Annotated in this window: 18 protein-coding genes; 16 read left to right on the top strand and 2 right to left on the bottom strand. The window is 69.2% G+C overall.

Annotation, left to right across the window (positions count from 1 at the left end):
• Nucleotide 1: 1 nt before the first annotated feature.
• Nucleotides 2–1,228 carry an efflux RND transporter periplasmic adaptor subunit gene (locus VO99_RS17595; protein ID WP_046114195.1) on the bottom strand — a complete coding sequence of 409 codons (1,227 nt, stop codon included), beginning with the start codon at nt 1,226–1,228 and terminating at the stop codon, nt 2–4.
• A 155-nt stretch (nt 1,229–1,383) separates the two neighbouring features.
• Between VO99_RS17595 and VO99_RS17590 the strand changes: the two genes are divergently transcribed.
• From VO99_RS17590 to VO99_RS17545, 10 genes are all read left to right on the top strand, one after another.
• The gene (locus tag VO99_RS17590; RefSeq protein WP_046114194.1) at nt 1,384–1,779 is read left to right on the top strand and encodes a winged helix-turn-helix transcriptional regulator; all 396 of its coding nucleotides are present in this window, start codon (nt 1,384–1,386) and stop codon (nt 1,777–1,779) included.
• Nucleotides 1,776–2,177 (top strand): OsmC family protein, encoded by a 402-nt coding sequence (locus VO99_RS17585; RefSeq protein ID WP_046114193.1) that lies wholly within the window; start codon nt 1,776–1,778, stop codon nt 2,175–2,177. Before VO99_RS17590 ends, VO99_RS17585 begins: the two co-directional genes overlap by 4 nt.
• Nucleotides 2,178–2,360: 183 nt before the next feature.
• Nucleotides 2,361–3,818, top strand: a complete 1,458-nt coding sequence (locus tag VO99_RS17580) for an MFS transporter (protein ID WP_046114192.1) — start codon at nt 2,361–2,363, stop codon at nt 3,816–3,818.
• 28 nt (nt 3,819–3,846) lie between these two features.
• Nucleotides 3,847–4,221: a DUF1428 domain-containing protein gene (locus VO99_RS17575; RefSeq protein ID WP_046114251.1), complete on the top strand. Its 375-nt coding sequence runs from the start codon at nt 3,847–3,849 to the stop codon at nt 4,219–4,221.
• Nucleotides 4,222–4,313: 92 nt separating this feature from the next.
• Nucleotides 4,314–4,709: a nuclear transport factor 2 family protein gene (locus tag VO99_RS17570; RefSeq protein WP_046114250.1), complete on the top strand. Its 396-nt coding sequence runs from the start codon at nt 4,314–4,316 to the stop codon at nt 4,707–4,709.
• 2 nt (nt 4,710–4,711) lie between these two features.
• A complete protein-coding gene (locus tag VO99_RS17565) occupies nt 4,712–5,536 on the top strand; it encodes a helix-turn-helix domain-containing protein (RefSeq protein ID WP_046114191.1) in 825 nt (274 codons plus the stop codon).
• 77 nt (nt 5,537–5,613) lie between these two features.
• A complete protein-coding gene (locus VO99_RS17560) occupies nt 5,614–6,657 on the top strand; it encodes a sensor histidine kinase (RefSeq protein ID WP_052736418.1) in 1,044 nt (347 codons plus the stop codon).
• Between the two features lie 167 nt (nt 6,658–6,824).
• Nucleotides 6,825–7,115 carry a co-chaperone GroES gene (groES, locus tag VO99_RS17555; protein ID WP_046114190.1) on the top strand — a complete coding sequence of 97 codons (291 nt, stop codon included), beginning with the start codon at nt 6,825–6,827 and terminating at the stop codon, nt 7,113–7,115.
• Nucleotides 7,116–7,247: 132 nt separating this feature from the next.
• Nucleotides 7,248–8,891 carry a chaperonin GroEL gene (gene groL, locus VO99_RS17550; protein ID WP_046114189.1) on the top strand — a complete coding sequence of 548 codons (1,644 nt, stop codon included), beginning with the start codon at nt 7,248–7,250 and terminating at the stop codon, nt 8,889–8,891.
• Nucleotides 8,892–9,021: 130 nt separating this feature from the next.
• On the top strand, nt 9,022–10,560 hold the full coding sequence (locus VO99_RS17545) for a DUF1631 family protein (protein ID WP_157039609.1): 1,539 nt from the start codon (nt 9,022–9,024) through the stop codon (nt 10,558–10,560).
• 147 nt (nt 10,561–10,707) lie between these two features.
• Here the strand turns inward: VO99_RS17545 and yihA are convergent, their stop codons facing one another.
• Nucleotides 10,708–11,442 carry a ribosome biogenesis GTP-binding protein YihA/YsxC gene (yihA, locus tag VO99_RS17540; protein ID WP_046114187.1) on the bottom strand — a complete coding sequence of 245 codons (735 nt, stop codon included), beginning with the start codon at nt 11,440–11,442 and terminating at the stop codon, nt 10,708–10,710.
• 51 nt (nt 11,443–11,493) lie between these two features.
• Here yihA and VO99_RS17535 point away from each other — a divergent pair, with 51 nt between their 5' ends.
• The 6 genes from VO99_RS17535 to VO99_RS17510 all read left to right on the top strand — a co-directional run bounded on the left by VO99_RS17535 (nt 11,494) and on the right by VO99_RS17510 (nt 18,047).
• Nucleotides 11,494–12,108, top strand: coding sequence for a c-type cytochrome (locus VO99_RS17535; protein ID WP_046114186.1), 615 nt, complete (start codon nt 11,494–11,496; stop codon nt 12,106–12,108).
• Nucleotides 12,109–12,181: 73 nt separating this feature from the next.
• Complete coding sequence (locus tag VO99_RS17530; RefSeq protein ID WP_046114185.1) at nt 12,182–14,302, top strand: cytochrome c biogenesis protein ResB; 2,121 nt, start codon at nt 12,182–12,184, stop codon at nt 14,300–14,302.
• A complete protein-coding gene (gene ccsB, locus VO99_RS17525; protein ID WP_046114184.1) occupies nt 14,299–15,642 on the top strand; it encodes a c-type cytochrome biogenesis protein CcsB in 1,344 nt (447 codons plus the stop codon). The genes VO99_RS17530 and ccsB overlap by 4 nt, the downstream gene beginning before the upstream one ends.
• A 102-nt stretch (nt 15,643–15,744) precedes the next feature.
• Nucleotides 15,745–16,731 (top strand): protein-methionine-sulfoxide reductase catalytic subunit MsrP, encoded by a 987-nt coding sequence (gene msrP, locus VO99_RS17520; protein WP_046114183.1) that lies wholly within the window; start codon nt 15,745–15,747, stop codon nt 16,729–16,731.
• Nucleotides 16,732–16,733: 2 nt separating this feature from the next.
• Nucleotides 16,734–17,378 (top strand): protein-methionine-sulfoxide reductase heme-binding subunit MsrQ, encoded by a 645-nt coding sequence (gene msrQ / locus VO99_RS17515; RefSeq protein ID WP_232315401.1) that lies wholly within the window; start codon nt 16,734–16,736, stop codon nt 17,376–17,378.
• 45 nt (nt 17,379–17,423) lie between these two features.
• Nucleotides 17,424–18,047, top strand: a complete 624-nt coding sequence (locus tag VO99_RS17510; RefSeq protein ID WP_046114182.1) for a YitT family protein — start codon at nt 17,424–17,426, stop codon at nt 18,045–18,047.
• The last annotated feature ends 9 nt before the right edge of the window (nt 18,048–18,056 follow it).

The raw sequence follows: 18,056 nt of genomic DNA, 5'->3' as shown, positions 1-18,056 counted from the left end.
ATCACGAGTTGGCCTGTGCGGCCTTGCGCTCGGTGGCGGCGGTCACGTCGGGCTTGGCATCCATCGGCACCAGCTTGGGCGCCACCTGCACGCCCGGGCGCACCCGCTGCAGGCCGTTGACCACCACGCGCTCGCCGGCCTTCAGGCCCTGCGTGACGATGCGCAGGCCATCGACCGAGGCGCCCAGGGTCACCTCGCGCCAGGCCACCTTGTCGCCCTCGCCCACCACCATCACGTAGCGCTTGCTCTGGTCGGTGCCCACCGCGCGTTCGTTCAGCAGCAGCGCCTGGCCGGTCCTGGCCTGGCCCATGCGCAGCCGCGCGAACTGGCCCGGCGTGAGCTGCCCCTGCGGGTTGTCGAACACCGCGCGCACGCGCACCGTGCCGCTGCGTGCGTCCACCATGTTGTCGATCAGTTGCAGCCGGCCATCGACCGACACGCCGTCGGCGGTTTCCATGCGCACCGGGATGCGCTGCAGCTGCTCATGCCGCTGCGTGCCCGGCAGCTCGGCCAGCGCCTTGGTGACGATGCGCTCGTCGGCATCGAAGGTGGCGTAGATCGGGCTCACCGACACCAGCGTGGTGAGCACCGGCGCACCGGCACCGGCCGAGATCAGGTTGCCCACGGTCACCTCGATGCGGCCCACGCGGCCGGACACCGGCGCACGCACCTGGGTGTAGCCGAGGTTGAGCCGGGCCGACTGCAGCGCGGCCTGCGCCGCGCGCAGGTTGGCGGCGGCCTCGTTGTGGGCATTGCGGCGCTCGTCCAGCTCGCGCTGGGCGATGGCCTGTTCCTGCCAGAGGCGCTGCGAACGCTCGGCCTCGCTCTGCGTGAAGGCCACGCGGGCCTGCGCCGCGGTCACCTGCGCCTCGGCGCGGTCCACCTCGGCGGCATAGGGCGCGGGGTCGATGGTCAGCAGCAGGTCGCCCTTCTTCACCAGCGAGCCTTCGCGGAAGTGCACCGCCTGCACCGCACCGGCCACGCGGGAGCGCACCTCCACGCGGTCCACCGCTTCCAGCCGGCCGGAGAACTCGTCCCAGGCGGTGACGTCACGCGCCTCGACGGTGGCCACCGACACCGGCACCGCCGGAGGGGCCGCCTGCGCGGCGGGCACGTCGGCCGCATCGCTGCGGGGCGACAGGCTCAGCGCCGCAGCGGCGGCGATCGCGGTGACGGCAAGGCCGCCGAGCCACCAGGCTCGTGGCCGGCTCAAGGGATTGCGGTTCATGGGGGTACTCCTGCTGGAAAAAGGGAAACGCCAAGATCGTTGTTGTCAGCGTTCCGCGGTGCGAGCCGGGGAACTTGGGCTCTACAATGCGATCTCAATTTCCGAATGGCAAGTACCCACCTTTTGGTAAGTGCCACAAATTTTTCGGAGGCGCCATGATTCGCAAGACCTACGGCTGCGGCCTGGAAGCAGCGCTGTCGCTCATCGGCGGCAAGTGGAAGCTGCTGATCCTGTACAACCTGACGGGTGGCGAGGCGCGCCGGTTCGGCGAGCTGCGCAGGCTCATCGGCAACATCAGCGAGAAGATGTTGACGCAGGAGCTGAAGGAGCTGGAACTCGACGGCGTGGTGCTGCGCAGAAACTACCAGGAAGTGCCGCCACGCGTGGACTACACGATCACGCCCTTTGGTGAATCGCTGATGACAGCCCTCGGGCCGCTGTGCGAATGGGGCAGCAAGAACATGAAGCGCATCGGCAACCTGCCCACGCAGGTGCTGCCCGACGAGGAAGAAGCCCCCGTGGCCTGCAACGACAAGAGGATGAAGGCATGACCATCCAGGCGCAATGGAACGTGGACCGTGGCGTCACCGCCTGCGAGGTGGCGCTGCCCGGCGGCCTGCTGGCCGTGGACGTGGACGCCAAGCCCGGCGAGACAGCGGCGCATCCTTCGCCGCACGACCTGCTGGATGCGGCGCTGGCCGCCTGCACCACGCTGACGCTGGAGCTCTATGCCCAGCGCAAGGCCTTCGACATCCGGCAGATCGACGTCAAGGTGACGCACACGCACGAGGCGGGCGTCTACCGCATGCGACGCAGCATCCAGGTGTTCGGCGCGCTCACCGACGACCAGCGTGCCGCGCTGCTTCGCGTGGCCGAGGCCTGCCCGGTGCACAAGACGCTGGTGGGCGACATCCAGATCGACACGCAGCTGGAAGCCGACGCGCTGTAGCGCCAACCCTGCGCAGCGCCGCGCATGGACCGCGCCGCGCCGGGCGTCCCTGCTGCGAGCCTTGGTTACGAATTTTTCGGCGTCGCCCGCTGTGTCCACACCGGCATGTCGATGCGGCCGGCGCTCGTTCGTCGTAGGGTTGCAGGCTCGCCGAGCCGGCTTCACCTCGAGGACGATGGCCCCATGGCGCCCACCGCACCACAAGCGACCGAGCCCCACCTGCGACAGCGCTGGCTGGCACTGACCGTGCTGTGCCTGGGCGTGCTGATGATCGTGCTGGACACGACCATCGTGAACGTGGCGCTGCCCTCCATCCGCGCCGACCTGCAGTTCAGCGAGACCTCGCTGGTGTGGGTGGTCAATGCCTACATGCTCACCTTTGGCGGCTTCCTGCTGCTGGGCGGCCGGCTGGGCGACCTGTACGGGCACCGGCGGTTGTTCCTGGTCGGCATTACCGCCTTCACTGTCGCCTCGCTGGCCTGCGGCCTCAGCCACACGCAAGGCCTGTTGATCGCTTCACGCGCGGTGCAGGGCGTGGCGGGCGCGGTGGTCTCGGCGGTGGCGCTGTCGCTCATCATGACCCTGTTCCAAACGCCGGCGGACCGGGCCAGGGCCATGGGCGTGTACGGCTTCGTGTGCGCCAGCGGCGGCAGCATCGGCGTGCTGATGGGCGGGCTGCTCACCGGCACGCTGGGCTGGCCTGCCATCTTCCTGGTGAACCTGCCGATCGGCCTGGGCGTGTTCATCGCCTCCTGGCGGCTGCTGCCCGCCGCGCGCGGCGGCGCCGGCCCGGTGCGGCTGGACCTGGCGGGCGCAGCCACCATCACGCTGTCGTTGATGCTGGCGGTGTACGGCGTGGTGGACGGCAACGCCGCGGGCTGGCTTTCGCCGCGCACGCTGGGCGTGCTGGGCGCGGCGGTGCTGCTGTTCGCAGCCTTCCTGGTGATCGAGCAGCGGGTGGCCTCGCCGCTGGTGCCGCTGCGGCTGTTCAGGCTGCGCAACGTGGCCACGGCCAATGCGGCCGGCGTGCTGTGGGCGGCGGCGATGTTCGCGTGGTTCTTCGTCTCGGCGCTGTACATGCAGGGCGTGCTGGGCTATTCGCCGATGCAGGTGGGCCTGGGCTTCCTGCCCGCCAACCTTCTGATGGCGGCGTTCTCCCTCGGGCTGTCGGCCCGCATCGTGATGCGCTTCGGCCTGCGCCGGCCGATGGCCGCCGGGCTGGGGCTGGCCGCCGTCGGCCTGGCGTGGTTCGCGCAGGCGCCGGTGGTCGGCAGCTTCATGCTGCATGTGCTGCCGCCGATGCTGCTGCTCGGCCTCGGCGCGGGCGTGGCCTTCAACCCGATGCTGCTGGCGGCGATGAGCGACGTGCGCGAGGACGAATCGGGCCTGGCCTCCGGCGTGGTCAACACCGCCTTCATGATGGGCGGCGCGCTGGGCCTGGCCGTGCTGGCCAGCCTGGCGGCCGCACGCACCAGCGCAGCGCTGGCCGGCGGCATGCCGGCCACCGAGGCCCTTCACACCGGCTACCAGCTGGCCCTGCTGCTGGGTGCCGTGTTCGCCGCCGTGGCGGCGCTGATCGGCGCGCTGTTCATGCGTGCCCCCGTTGCCGCCCGCCCGGCGGCCCATCCCGGCGCGGCCTGAGGCCGGCGCCGACTTCCAGGAGATTCCCATGTCGCGATATGTCGATGGATTCGTGGTGCCCGTGCCCAAGAGCAGGCTGGACGACTACCGCCTGCTGGCCGAGAAGGCCGGCGCGGTGTGGATGGAGCACGGCGCACTGGCCTACTGCGAATGCGTGGCCGACGACGTCAAGGTGGGCGAGGTGACCTCCTTCCCGCGCAGCGTGCAGCTCAAGGACGACGAGACCGTGGTGTTCGCCTACATCGTCTACGCCTCGCGCGAGGAGCGCGACCGCATCAATGCCGCGGTGATGGCCGACCCGCGGCTGGCCGACATGGATCCGCAGAACATGCCGTTCGATGGCAAGCGCATGTTCTGGGGTGGCTTCAAGCCGCTGGTGACCATCGGCGACACGGCGGGCTGAGGCGGCAGGCCGTGGCGCGATGACCTGCGAGGTCGTTGAGCGGTGGCCGCTGCGGGCCGATGCTGGAGGCCCGCAACCTCCTGGAGATCCAGATGTCAGAAGCCCCCACCCCCGCCCAGCAGCAGGCACAGCAGCTGGCCCAGCGCTACATCGCCTTGTGGAACGAGCCCGATGCGCAGCGCCGCAATCACCTGCTGCAGGCGCTGTGGCATGAGGAAGGCCGCTACATGGACCCGATGATGCAGGCCAGCGGCCATGCGCAGATCGACGCGCTGATCACCGCCGTGCAGCAGCGCTTTCCCGGCTTTCGCTTCATGCTGGCCGAAGGCTCGGCCGATGGGCACGCCGACCGGCTGCGGTTCTCGTGGCACCTGGGCCCGGCCGGTGCCCAGCCGGCGCCCATCCGCGGCACCGACTTCGCCACGCTGCACGGCGGCCGGCTGCTGGAAGTCACCGGCTTCATCGACGCGCTGCCGGAGGCCGCCTGACGGTGGCGGCCACCGCCACGCCCATCGGGGAGCACCTGCGCCAGTGGCGCCAGCGCCGGCGTCTGAGCCAGCTGGCGTTCGCCCTGCAGGCCGACGTGTCGCAGCGCCACCTCAGCTGCCTGGAAAGCGGCAAGGCCGCGCCCAGCCGCGAGATGGTGCTGCGCCTGGCCGAGCAGCTGCAGGTGCCGCTGCGCGAGCGCAACGCAATGCTGGTGGCGGCCGGCTATGCGCCGCTGTATGCCGAGCGCCCGCTCGACGACCCGGCGCTGGCGCCGGTGCGCCAGGCCGTGCAGCAGGTGCTGCAGGCGCATGAGCCCTGGCCGGCGTTGGCGATCGACCGCCACTGGCAGCTGGTGGCGGCCAACCGCATGCTGCCGCTGTTGCTGGCCGGCGTGGGCAGCGGCCTGATGGCGCCGCCGGTCAACGTGCTGCGGCTGAGCCTGCATCCCGACGGCCTGGCGCCGCGCATCCTCAACTACCGCGCCTGGCGCGCCCACCTGCTGGAGCGGCTGCGCCAGCAGGCCGGCGGCACCGGCGACCCGGTGCTGGCCGCGCTGCTGCAGGAGCTGCAGGCGCTGCCATCACCGGCCTCGGTGGAAGCCGCCGCGCCCGGACCGGTCGACGATCCCGAGCCTGGCGGCATTGCCATGCCGCTGCGCCTGTCCACGCCGGTGGGCCCGTTGTCGCTGTTGTCCACCACCACGGTGTTCGGCACGCCGCGCGACATCACGCTGGCGGAGCTGGCGCTGGAAGCCTTCTATCCCGCCGACGAAACCACCGCCCAGCGACTGCGCCGGCTGGCCGAGCCGGGCCGCACGCCCCTATAGTCGCGCCCGTCGGGCAGCCCGGCCGTGCATGCATGCGGCCGGGCCCCGCGCGGGGCAACGTCGTGAGGGAGTGCACCTTGAGCAGCCGCCCGTGGGATCGGTTCCTGGCCTTCGCCGCGCGCTCACGCAGCCGGCCGCTGTTCGGCTACGGCTTCAGCCTCGCCACCTTTGGCATCGCGCTGGCCGCGCGTTTTGCCATGGGCGCGTGGCTGCCGCTGGGCTTCCCGTTCCTCACCTTCTTCCCGGCGATGCTGCTCAGCACGCTGGTGGGTGGCCGCGGCCCCGGCGCCCTGTGCGCGGTGCTTTCGCTGCTGGCCGCGTGGTACTGGTTCATCCGCCCGTTCACCGCGCTGGGGCTGGACCTGGCGTCGGTGCTGGCCATGGGCCTGTTCGCCCTGGTGGCGGTGGTCAACATCCTGGTGGTGGGCCTGATGAACCATGCGCTGGACCGCCTGGCCGCGGAGCAGCAGCGCACCCGCGCCCTGCTGGACCAGCGCACCACGCTGTTCAGTGAACTGCAGCACCGCGTGGCCAACAACCTGGCCTTCATCGGCGGGCTGCTGGCGGTGCAGCACAAGCGCCTGGCCCACAACCCGGAAGCCGCGCAGGCGCTCAGCGAAGCCCGCCACCGCTTCGACATGATGTCGCGCATCCACCGCCGGCTGCACGCCCCGGACAGTGCCGACGTGCCGCTGACCCTGACCCTGCGCACGCTGTGCGACGACGTGATCGCCGCCGCCGGGCAGGCGGAGGTGCGCTGCCAGGTGCAGGGCCCGCCGCTGGTGCTGGACTTCGACCGCACGGTGACGCTCTCGCTGCTGGTGGTGGAAGTGGTGACCAATGCGTTGAAACACGGCTTTACCGCCGGTCGGGGCGGCACCATCGATATCACGCTGGACAATGCGGGGCCGGGTCGGTGCGTGCTCACCATCACCGACGACGGCGCCGGCCTGCCCGCCGACTTCGACGCCGATGCCGGCGACCGGCTGGGTTTCCGCATCCTGCGCGGGCTGGCCCGCTCTCTGGGCGGTCGCATCGAATTCCGGCGGCAGGCAGCGCCTGGCGACGACGAGGCGGCCGCCCTGGTGACCTGGCTGGAATTTCCCGTCGCTGGCAGGTAGGCGTTCGCCCACCCCTTGAATCGGCGTCCGCCGTCCCTATAATCCGTTTGCTAGCACTCGACACGGTTGAGTGCTAACACTCCAAAAGAGACCGACTGAACGGGTCGAGGCGACTGCCGCCACGGCCCGTGAGCCCACCCAAAGTGTCAATTGCACTAGGAGAACCCATGAAACTTCGTCCGTTGCACGATCGCGTGATCGTCAAGCGCCTGGAACAAGAAACCAAGACCGCCTCTGGCATCGTGATCCCCGACAACGCCGCCGAGAAGCCCGACCAGGGCGAAGTGCTGGCGGTGGGTCCCGGCAAGCGCAACGAGAAGGGCGACTTCGTGGCCCTGAACATCAAGGTTGGTGACCGCGTGCTGTTCGGCAAGTACAGCGGCCAGACCGTCAAGGTCGACGGCGACGAACTGCTCGTGATGCGCGAAGAGGACCTCTTCGCCGTCGTCGAGAAATAAGCGGGGCCCCCAGGCTGCGGTCGCGGCGCCGCCGCGATCCTCGCCACCCCGAGGGGGCTCTCGCCGGACCGGGGAACCCGGATCCGGCTCGGCTCCCCGTCAGCCCACATTCACTGAATTCGGAGAAGAAACATGGCAGCAAAAGACGTCATCTTCGGCGGCGAGGCACGTGCCCGCATGGTCGAAGGCGTGAACATCCTGGCCAACGCGGTCAAGGTCACCCTGGGCCCCAAGGGCCGCAACGTGGTGCTCGAGCGTTCGTTCGGCGCCCCTACCGTCACCAAGGACGGTGTCTCGGTCGCCAAGGAAATCGAGCTGAAGGACAAGCTCCAGAACATGGGCGCCCAGATGGTCAAGGAAGTTGCTTCCAAGACCTCGGACAACGCCGGTGACGGCACCACCACCGCCACCGTGCTGGCCCAGGCCATCGTGCGCGAAGGCATGAAGTACGTGGCCGCCGGTATGAACCCGATGGACCTGAAGCGCGGCATCGACAAGGCCGTGACGGCCCTGGTCGAGCAGCTGAAGCAGGCCTCGAAGGCCACCACCACCAGCAAGGAAATCGCGCAGGTCGGCTCCATCTCGGCCAACAGCGACGAATCCATCGGCAAGATCATCGCTGACGCGATGGACAAGGTCGGCAAGGAAGGCGTCATCACCGTCGAAGACGGCAAGAGCCTGGACAACGAGCTGGATGTCGTCGAAGGCATGCAGTTCGACCGCGGCTACCTGTCGCCCTACTTCATCAACAACCCCGAGAAGCAAGCCGCGCTGCTGGACAACCCGTTCGTCCTGCTGTTCGACAAGAAGATCTCGAACATCCGCGACCTGCTGCCCACGCTGGAACAAGTCGCCAAGGCCGGCCGTCCGCTGCTGATCATCGCCGAGGAAGTCGAAGGCGAAGCCCTGGCGACGCTGGTGGTCAACACCATCCGCGGCATCCTGAAGGTCGTGGCCGTCAAGGCGCCTGGCTTCGGCGACCGCCGCAAGGCCATGCTGGAAGACATCGCCATCCTGACCGGCGGCAAGGTCATCGCTGAAGAAGTGGGCCTGACGCTCGAGAAGGTGACGCTGGCCGACTTGGGCCAGGCCAAGCGCGTCGAAGTGGGCAAGGAAAACACCACCATCATCGATGGCGCCGGTGCCGCTGCCGACATCGAAGCCCGCGTCAAGCAGATCCGCATCCAGATCGAGGAAGCCACCTCGGACTACGACCGCGAGAAGCTGCAGGAACGCGTGGCCAAGCTGGCCGGCGGCGTGGCCGTCATCAAGGTCGGTGCCGCCACCGAAGTCGAGATGAAGGAAAAGAAGGCCCGCGTCGAAGACGCCCTGCACGCCACCCGTGCAGCCGTCGAGGAAGGCATCGTGGCCGGTGGTGGCGTGGCCCTGCTGCGCGCCAAGCAAGCCGCTGGCGAGATCAAGGGTGACAACCCCGATCAGGACGCCGGCGTCAAGCTGGTGCTGAAGGCCATCGAAGCCCCCCTGCGCGAGATCGTCTACAACGCCGGCGGCGAAGCCTCGGTGGTGGTGAACGCGGTGCTGGCCGGCAAGGGCAACTACGGCTTCAATGCCGCCAACGACACCTACGGCGACATGATCGAGATGGGCATTCTGGACCCGACCAAGGTGACCCGTACTGCGCTGCAGAACGCCGCCTCGGTGGCCTCGCTGATGCTGACGACCGAAGCCATGGTCGCCGAAGCCCCGAAGGACGAGGCTCCGATGCCTGCCGGCGGCGGCATGGGTGGCATGGGCGGCATGGGCATGGACATGTAAGTCCAGGCCAACAGCCTGCTCTCCCGAAAAGCCTGCGGCGAAAGCCGCGGGCTTTTTTTTCGCCGCTTTTCCGGGCTTGGGCACCGGCGGCCGGGCCGAACAATCGGCGCTCGACCACCTGCCGCCCGCCATGCCACGACGCCCGTCGCTGCCTCAGTTCATCGACGATGAACTGGCCCGCGCACCCCTGCTGATGCAGGAGGTGCTCAACGGCGTGGCCGCGCTGTCCGCCGGTTCTGGCCCGGGCCAGGCGCTGCTGCCCGACGTGCAGCGCCTGGTGCACCTGTACCGCGCCGAGCTGGTGTCCGGCTTCGCGCGCCGGTTGGGCGAGCTGTTGCGGCCGCAGGCGCCAGGCGGCCGGCTGCCGCACGGGCTGGGCACCCTGTCGCTGGTCGAGGACGCCGCGGTGCAGACGGACGTGGAGCTGTCGCGCAGCGTGCAGGCGCTGGCCGCCGCCACCGAATTCGAGCTGCGCGAACTGCGTGCCTTCACCTCCGCGCTGGTGGGCGACCTGCACGTGGCGCGCGACACCAATCCGCTGCGGCCCGAGTTGTTCGTGCGTTCGCTGTGGTCCGCCGTCGGCGAACTGCCCGCCTCGCCCGGGCTTCAGCTGGCCTTCTTGCGCACGGCCACGCCGCCGCTGGCGCGGGCATTGCGCATGGCGTATGCCTCGGCCTGCACGCGGCTGGAGGACGCGGGCGTCACGCCCAGCAGCTACCGCACCATCGTCACCGGCACGCAGTCGCGCAGCTGGCATCGCCAGAATCCGCCGCCGCCGACGCTGGAAGGCCTGCGCAAGCAGATGCCTGCCGCTGCGGCCCCGACGGTGGCCGAATCCGCCGCAGTGCTGCCCAACGCCGCAGACGCACCCTTGCTGCTGCCGCGCATCTTCGACGCCATCCTGCAAGGCAGCGGGCTGGCGGCGGACGTACAGGCGCTGCTGCAGCGGGTGCAGCCGGTGGCCCTGCGCGTGGCACGCCAGGACCCCACCACGCTGGATGCGTACACCCACCCGATGTGGGAGTTCATCGACCGCATCGCCTTCCTGGCGGAGCTGCACGAACCGCCCGCGGATGCCCAGCGCCAGCAACTGTTGGCCCAGGCCGGAACGCTGGTGGCGGCCATGGCTTGCGAGGAACAGCCCGACGCCGCCTCCTTCCGCTGGGCGCTCAAGCGCTTGGCGACCCAGGCGCAGCAGCAGTTCCACGACCGCCTGCAGGCCGCGGCCGACGCCATCGCCACGCTGGAGACGCTGGGCCCCAGCTTCCCGCCCACGGCCGCCGAGCGCGGCGTGCCCCTGCCGCTGGACGCGCACATGCTGAGCACGGTGAGCGCCGATCTGCTGGCCGATGCGCAGGCCACCGCCGCCGCGCTGCCGCCGGAGGATGCCGACGAAGCCGCCGCCTGGCTGGACGGCCAGCAGCCCGCGGCCTGGGCCCGCATCTTCATCGACGGCCATTGGCGGGTGCTGCAGCTGCTGTGGCAGGCGGACGACCTGTGGCTGTTCGCCGAGCTGGCCGGCGGCCGCCAGACCTGGGCGCTGCGCCGCTCGGCGCTGCAGCGCCTGCATGCCGAAGGCCTGTTGCGCGGCATGCAGCCGCGCTCGCTGGTCCGGCGAGCCGCCGCCCGGCTGATGCGCCAGATCCAGGAGCAAGGCCGGCGCGGCTGACAGCGCCGCCGGCGGCCGTCGCCCAAGTACCAGCCCCGTGCTCGCGGGGTGTCCGGACCGGCCCCGCTTCCTACACTCGGCCCCGGCTCAGCCCACCGACAACACCAGGGAGTGGCGCTCGAACAAGAGGGGGGCGGGCCGCCTTTTTCATTCGGCCGGATCGGCCGGATCGGCCGCCGCAGCAGCTACCGCCGCCGCTGCCGCTGCCGCTGCCGGTGCCGGTGCCGGTGGATGCACCCAGCCGTACAGGGTTTCCGCAGCATCCCCCACGCCGCTTTTCTTCAGCGCCGAGAACAGGCTGAGGCTCACATCGGCATCGTCGGTGCTCACTTGCGCCAGCACGTCGGTGGCGGCACGCACCGCCGCATCGGCTTCCTTGCGCGAGAGCTTGTCGGCCTTGGTCAGCAGCACCAGCAGCTTGACCTCGCCGGTGCCCACCCGCGGCGCCACGAACTGCAGCAGCTGCTGGTCCAGCTCGGTGAAGCCCAGGCGGCTGTCCACCATCAGCACCACGCCCGACAGGCTGCGGCGAATCTCCAGGTAGTCGGCCATCACCTGCTGCCAGCGCAGCTTGGCGGTGCGCGCCACTGCCGCGTAGCCGTAGCCGGGCAGGTCGGCGAACAGCGTGTCGGGCGCGTCCTTCGGCCCGAGGTGGAACAGGTTGATGTGCTGGGTGCGGCCCGGCGTCTTGGAGGCGAAGGCCAGCCGCTTCTGCTGCGCCAGCGTGTTGATGGCGGTCGATTTGCCCGCGTTGCTGCGCCCCACGAAGGCGATTTCCGGCAGCTCCGAGACGGGCAGCTGGTCGAGCTTGCTGGCCGTGGTGAGGAAGCGCGCGGTGTGGGTCCAGGCGAGCGCCGTACGGGCGTCAGGTGATTCGGTCATCCGGCATTGTAAAATCCGGCGGTTTGAACCTCCAACGCCGCCGCCTACGACATGAAGTCGCTCATTGCCCTGATCTTCGCCGCCGCCTTGGCGCCCGCGCTTGCCGCTGAAGCAACCGCGCCCGCCAAGCCCGACCTGACCAAAGGGCAGGCCATCGCGACGCAGGTGTGTGTTGCCTGCCATGCCGCCGACGGCAACCGCGGCAGCCCGGCCTATCCCATCCTGCAGGGCCAGCATCCGGAATACCTCTCGAAGCAACTGCACGAGTTCAAGTCGGGCAAGCGCAAGAATCCGATCATGCAGGGCTTCGCCGCCCAGCTGAGCGACGAAGACATGCGCAACGTGTCCGCGTTCTATGCCTCCAAGCAGTCCAAGCCGGGCTTTGCCACCAACAAGGAAACCGTGCAGCTGGGCGAAAGCATCTACCGCGGCGGCATCCTGTCCAAGGCGGTGCCGGCCTGCGCCAGCTGCCACAGCCCCACCGGCGGCGGCATCCCCTCGCAGTACCCGCGCCTGAGCGGCCAGCACGCCACCTACACCGAATCGCAGCTGGTGGGTTTCCGCAGCGGCGGTCGCGCCAACAATGCGCAGATGACCGCGATCGCCAGCAAGATGAGCGACGCCGAGATCAAGGCCGTGTCCGACTACATTGCCGGCCTGCGCTAAGACCCTTCGCGCTCCCGTACCCGAGGCCGGTCCCGTACCGGCCTTTTTTCCGCCCGCACGATAATTTCGCCCCATGAGCCTGCCCACCACCGGCCTCGAAGTCAGCAGCCGCTCGCGGGCCTGGCGCGACGCCGTCGAGCTGTTGTCGTCGATGCGCTTCGCGATCTCGCTGCTGACGGTGATCTGCATCGCGTCGGTCATCGGCACGGTCGTCAAGCAGCATGAGCCGGCCAACAACTACGTCAACCAGTTCGGCCCGTTCTGGGCGCAGGTGTTCGACGCCGTGGGCCTGTATGCGGTGTACAGCGCCTGGTGGTTCCTGCTGATCCTGGCCTTCCTGGTCACCTCCACCAGCCTGTGCATCGCCCGCAACCTGCCCAAGATCGTGGCGGAGCTGCGCGCCTACAAGGAACACCTGCGCGAGCAGTCGCTCAGCGCTTTCCATCACAAGGCCCAAGGCACGCTGCCTGAAGGCCGCGACGCCGCCTATGAGCGCATCGGCAAGCTGCTGACGGGCAGCGGCTGGAAGGCCAAGGTGCAGATCCGCCCGCACGGCACGATGATCGCCGCGCGCAAGGGCATGGCCAACAAGGTGGGCTACCTGGCCGCGCACAGCTCCATCGTGCTGATCTGCCTGGGCGGGCTGTTCGACGGCGACCTGGTGGTGCGTGCGCAGATGGCGCTGCTGGGCAAGACGCCCTTCCTGGGCGGGGGCATGCTGCGCGACGTGCCGGACTCGCACCGGCTGTCCGAGCGCAATCCCACCTTCCGCGCCAACCTGCTGGTGCCGGAGCAGGGCCGCGCCGGCACCGCCATCATCAGCATGTCCAACGGCGTGGTGCTGCAGGACCTGCCCTTCGACATCGAGCTGAAGAAGTTCATCGTCGACTACTACGAAACGGGCATGCCCAAGCTGTTCGCCAGCGAGATCGTGATCCACGACCGCGACACCGGCGAGGCGATCCCGGCCACGGTAAAGGTGAACCAGCCGGCCTTCCACCGCGGCGTGACGATCTACCAGAGCAGCTTCGACGATGGCGGCTCCAAGCTCACGCTGAAGGCGCTGCCGCTCAAGCCCGGCACCGAGCCGTTCGACATCCAGGGCCGCGTGGGCGAAAGCACCACGCTGACCAGCGAGGCCCAGCAGCTGACGCTGGAGCTGTCGGGCCTGCGGGTGATCAACGTCGAGAACATGGGCGCGATGAACACCGGCGCCGCCGGCACCGACGTGCGGAAGGTGGATCTGGTGCGCTCGCTGGAGCAGCACCTGGGCTCCGGCGTGAAGACGCAGACCACCAAGACGCTGCAGAACGTGGGCCCTTCGGTCTCGTACCGGCTGCGCGACGCGGCCGGCCAGGCGCGCGAATTCAACAACTACATGGTGCCGGTGGAGATCGACGGCCAGCGGGTGTACCTGGCCGGCGTGCGCGACACGCCGAACGAGAACTTCCGCTACCTGCGCATCCCGGTGGACGACAACGACGGCATCGACGGCTGGCTGCAGCTGCGCCGCGCGCTGGGCGACCCGGCGCTGCGCGCCGAGGCGGTGCGCCGCTACGTGGCCAAGGCCACGCCGGCCGACCGGCCGGAAATGGGCGAGCAGCTGACCGTCACCACGCAGCGGGTGCTGGGCCTGTTCTCCGGTGCCGAGGTGCCGGGCGCCAAGGACGACGCCTCGCAGGCGCCGGGCGGGCTGATGTCGCTGTCGCGCTTCCTGGAAACCACGGTGCCCGAGGCCGAGCGCGCGCGCATCTCCGAGGTACTGCTGCGCATCCTGAACGGTGCGCTGTTCGAGTTGCACAACGCCGCCCGCGAGAAGGCCGGCCTGAAGCCCGCCGAGCCCGGCGACAAGACCCAGGCCTTCATGTCGCTGGCGGTGCTGTCGCTGTCCGACAGCTTCCTGTACCCGGCGCCGGTGCTGCTGCAGCTGAGCGACTTCACGCAGATCCAGGCCAGCGTGTTCCAGGTGGCGCGTGCGCCCGGCAAGACGCTGGTGTACCTGGGCGCGGTGCTGCTGATCATCGGCGTGTTCGCGATGCTGTACGTGCGGGAACGCCGGCTGTGGATCTGGCTCCAAGACGACGGCCAGGGCGGCACGCGCGTGAGCACGGCCCTGTCCACCACGCGGCGCACACTCGACGCCGACGCCGAATTCGACCGCCTGAAGCACGACATCCTGAAGGACGCCGCATGAACACCACCACGCTCACCCTGCAGGGTTCGCGCCGCTATGCCAACCGCGGCGTGTTCGACTGGCTCTTCGCACTGCTGGTGGTGGCCGGCACCGTGTTCGCGTTCAACCGCTACAACGGCTCGATGGACGTCTACGAGAAGGCGATCCTGATCGGTGCGGCGCCGGTGATGATCGCCCTGGGCTGGTTCTGGGGCGCGCTGCGGCTGCTGGGCCTGGCCGTGGGCGCGGCCACGCTGCTGGCCATCGGCCTGTACAACCGGCAGACCGACGGTTTCGGCGCCGACCTGGCGCAGGCCGACAACGTCTTCCTGCTGAAGTACTTCCTGTCGAGCCAGAGCGCCATCTTGTGGATGAGCGTGCTGTTCTTCATGAGCACGATCTTCTACTGGATCGGCTTCTTCGTGCGGGCCGAAGACAACACCGCGCAGCGCATCGGCTCCCGCATGGCCTGGGCGGCGGTGTTCATGGCGCTGGTGGGCACCATGGTGCGCTGGTTCGAAAGCCACCAGATCGGCGCCGACATCGGCCACATCCCGGTGAGCAACCTCTATGAGGTGTTCGTGCTGTTCTGCTGGATGACGGCCGCCTTCTACCTGTACTTCGAGCAGCACTACCGCACCCGCGCGCTCGGCGCCTTCGTGATGCTGGTGGTGAGCGCCGCGGTGGGCTTCCTGCTCTGGTACACGGTGGTGCGCGAGGCGCACGAGATCCAGCCGCTGGTGCCCGCGCTGCAGAGCTGGTGGATGAAGCTGCATGTGCCGGCCAACTTCATCGGCTACGGCACCTTCGCGCTGGCCGCGATGGTGGCCTTCGCCTACCTCATCAAGCAGCAGGCCGACGAGACCCGCTGGTACAAGCTGGCGCCGCTGTGGCTGCTGGGCGTGGTGCTGTGCTTCGAGCCCATCGTGTTCCGCCAGGGCGCGGCCGGCAGCACCAGCAGCACCTACTGGATGGTGTATTTCGGCATCAGCGCCTTCATCGTGGCCGCCATCCTGATGGCGCGCCGGCGCATCGCCGCCCGCCTGCCGGCCTTCGAGCTGCTGGACGACGTGATGTACAAGTCCATCGCGGTGGGCTTCGCCTTCTTCACCGTGGCCACCATCCTGGGCGCCTTCTGGGCGGCCGAGGCCTGGGGCGGCTACTGGAGCTGGGACCCGAAGGAAACCTGGGCGCTGATCGTGTGGCTGAACTATGCGGCCTGGCTGCACATGAGGCTGATGAAGGGGCTGCGCGGCGTGCCGTCGGCCTGGTGGGCGCTGGTGGGCCTGGCCATCACCACCTTTGCGTTTCTGGGCGTCAACATGTTCCTGTCGGGGTTGCACTCGTACGGCGAACTGTGAAGTTGCATCCGGGGCATTGAACCCCGCGTAAGGATCGAGGGTCCACCCCGACTGACAGCCACTGGGTGAGGCCCCCTCACCCGGCTGAACGAGGACCCTCCCATGCATTACCTGAAAGACCGCGGCTTCCAGCACCGCATCGGCTCCGAGATCACGCCGCAGGCGGTGTACGAGGAACGCCGGCGCTGGATCCAGATGGCCGCGGCCGGTGCGGCCCTGGCCGCGGGTGCGGGTGCGCTGGGCACCGCCCGGGCCCAGGTGGCCGGCCCTGGCAAGCTGGCCAAGCTGCCCGGCGCGCGCAGCACCGTGGCCGGCGCCAGCACCATGGAAAAGCCGACCGACTACCAGGACGTCACCACCTACAACAATTTCTACGAGTTCGGCACCGACAAGGCCGACCCCGCGCGCAACGCCACCAAGTTCAAGACCACGCCGTGGAGCGTCGCGGTGGAGGGCGAGGTGAAGAAGCCCAAGGTCTACGACCTGGCCGAACTGCTGAAGCTGGCGCCGATGGAAGAGCGTGTCTACCGCATGCGCTGCGTGGAAGGCTGGTCGATGGTGATCCCGTGGGTGGGCTACTCGCTGGCCGAGCTGATCAAGCAGGTGGAGCCCACCGGCAATGCCAAGTTCGTCGAGTTCGTGACGCTGGCCGATCCGAAGCAGATGCCGTTCGTGGGCTCGCGCGTGCTCGAGTGGCCGTACGTCGAAGGCCTGCGCATGGACGAGGCCATGCATCCGCTCACGCTGCTGAGCTTCGGCCTCTATGGCGAGGTGCTGCCCAACCAGAACGGCGCGCCGGTGCGGCTGACGGTGCCCTGGAAGTACGGCTTCAAGTCGGCCAAGTCGCTGGTGAAGATCCGCTTCGTGGAGAAGCAGCCCACCAGCTCCTGGACCAAGGCGGCACAGCAGGAATACGGCTTCTATTCCAACGTGAACCCGAAGGTGGACCACCCGCGCTGGAGCCAGGCCACCGAGCGCCGCATCGGCGAAGGCCTGTTCGCCAAGCGCCGGCCCACGTTGATGTTCAACGGCTATGAGCCGCAGGTGGGCCAGCTGTACGCCGGCATGGACCTGGCGAAGAACTTCTGACCGTGACGACCGCCTCCCGCGCCGCGGCGCCAGCCGCTGCCCGCAAGCGGCCCTGGCTGCTGCACCCCGCCGTCAAGCCGCTGGTGTTCATCGCCAGCCTGGGGCCGCTGGCCTGGCTGGTGTGGGGCGTGGTGGCCAACACGCTGGGCGCCAACCCGGCCGAGGCGCTGATCCGCGCCACCGGCGACTGGACGCTGCGCTTCCTCTGCCTGACCCTGGCCATCACGCCGCTGCGCCACTGGTTCAACCAGCCGGCGCTGGTGCGGCTGCGGCGCATGCTGGGGCTGTTCACCTTCTTCTACGGCGTGCTGCACTTCCTGTGCTACGCCTGGCTGGACATGAGCCTGGTGCCGGCCGACATCGTGGCCGACATCATCAAGCGGCCGTTCATCCTGGTGGGCACCAGCGCACTGCTGCTGATGGCGCCGCTGGCGGCCACTTCGTTCAACCGCGCGATCAAGGCGCTGGGCGGCAAGCGCTGGCAGGCGCTGCACAAGGCGATCTACGGCGTGGTGCTGCTGGGGCTGCTGCACTTCTTCTGGATGCGCGCCGGCAAGAACGACTTCGGCGAATGGGCCATCTATGCCGCCATCGTGGCGGTGCTGCTGGGGGACCGGCTGATCCGGGCGCGGCGCAAGGCCGCCTGACAGGCGCAGCAGGGGTGGAGGCACGCCGCATGCTTGCAGGCGGCCATGGCCTCCGATTCCGCCACCCTGCCGCCCGTGGACCGACACACGCTGCTCGACGATGCCCAGGCCCTGCTGGCCGGCACGCTGTTCGTCGCGCTCGGGCTCACGATGTACGAACACGCCGGGCTGATCACCGGCGGCGTGGCGGGTGCCGCCTTCCTGCTGGGCTACGCCACCGGCCTGCCCTTCGGTGTGCTGTTCTTCGTGCTGAACCTGCCCTTCTACTGGCTGGCCTGGAAGCGGCTGGGACCCGCCTTCACCGTCAAGACCTTCATCGCCATCGCCCTGGTGTCGGTGTTCACCGAACTCGCGCCGCAGGTGGTGAGCTTCGACCGGCTGCATCCGGTGGTGGCCGCGGTGCTGGGCGGCATCCTGGTGGGCTTCGGTCTGCTGGCGCTGCTGCGGCACCGGGCCAGCGTCGGCGGCGTCAACATCCTGGCGCAGTACCTGCAGGAACAGCGCGGCTGGAGCGCCGGCAAGGTGCAGCTGGTGATCGACGGCGTGATCGTGATGGCCGCGCTGTTCGTGCTGCCGCCGCAGCGCATCCTGCTGTCGGTGCTGGGCGTGCTGTCGTTGAGCGCGATCCTGGTGATGAACCACCGCCCGGGCCGCTACCTGGGCGTCTGACCAGGAAGC

Origin of the sequence: Aquincola tertiaricarbonis (genome assembly GCF_000969605.1) — a bacterium.
GTDB lineage: Bacteria > Pseudomonadota > Gammaproteobacteria > Burkholderiales > Burkholderiaceae_C > Aquincola > Aquincola tertiaricarbonis.
The sequence above is the reverse complement of the archived record's forward strand: the minus strand, read 5'-3'. Positions and strand labels throughout refer to the sequence as shown.

Excerpts from the sequence above, each read along its gene's own strand:
- VO99_RS17595 (WP_046114195.1), bottom strand. The coding sequence starts at position 1,228 with ATGAACCGCAATCCCTTGAGCCGGCCACGAGCCTGGTGGCTCGGCGGC.
- VO99_RS17590 (WP_046114194.1), top strand. The coding sequence starts at position 1,384 with ATGATTCGCAAGACCTACGGCTGCGGCCTGGAAGCAGCGCTGTCGCTC.
- VO99_RS17585 (WP_046114193.1), top strand. The coding sequence starts at position 1,776 with ATGACCATCCAGGCGCAATGGAACGTGGACCGTGGCGTCACCGCCTGC.
- VO99_RS17580 (WP_046114192.1), top strand. The coding sequence starts at position 2,361 with ATGGCGCCCACCGCACCACAAGCGACCGAGCCCCACCTGCGACAGCGC.
- VO99_RS17575 (WP_046114251.1), top strand. The coding sequence starts at position 3,847 with ATGTCGCGATATGTCGATGGATTCGTGGTGCCCGTGCCCAAGAGCAGG.
- VO99_RS17570 (WP_046114250.1), top strand. The coding sequence starts at position 4,314 with ATGTCAGAAGCCCCCACCCCCGCCCAGCAGCAGGCACAGCAGCTGGCC.
- groES (WP_046114190.1), top strand. The coding sequence starts at position 6,825 with ATGAAACTTCGTCCGTTGCACGATCGCGTGATCGTCAAGCGCCTGGAA.
- groL (WP_046114189.1), top strand. The coding sequence starts at position 7,248 with ATGGCAGCAAAAGACGTCATCTTCGGCGGCGAGGCACGTGCCCGCATG.
- VO99_RS17545 (WP_157039609.1), top strand. The coding sequence starts at position 9,022 with ATGCCACGACGCCCGTCGCTGCCTCAGTTCATCGACGATGAACTGGCC.
- yihA (WP_046114187.1), bottom strand. The coding sequence starts at position 11,442 with ATGACCGAATCACCTGACGCCCGTACGGCGCTCGCCTGGACCCACACC.
- VO99_RS17535 (WP_046114186.1), top strand. The coding sequence starts at position 11,494 with ATGAAGTCGCTCATTGCCCTGATCTTCGCCGCCGCCTTGGCGCCCGCG.
- VO99_RS17530 (WP_046114185.1), top strand. The coding sequence starts at position 12,182 with ATGAGCCTGCCCACCACCGGCCTCGAAGTCAGCAGCCGCTCGCGGGCC.
- ccsB (WP_046114184.1), top strand. The coding sequence starts at position 14,299 with ATGAACACCACCACGCTCACCCTGCAGGGTTCGCGCCGCTATGCCAAC.
- msrP (WP_046114183.1), top strand. The coding sequence starts at position 15,745 with ATGCATTACCTGAAAGACCGCGGCTTCCAGCACCGCATCGGCTCCGAG.
- VO99_RS17510 (WP_046114182.1), top strand. The coding sequence starts at position 17,424 with ATGGCCTCCGATTCCGCCACCCTGCCGCCCGTGGACCGACACACGCTG.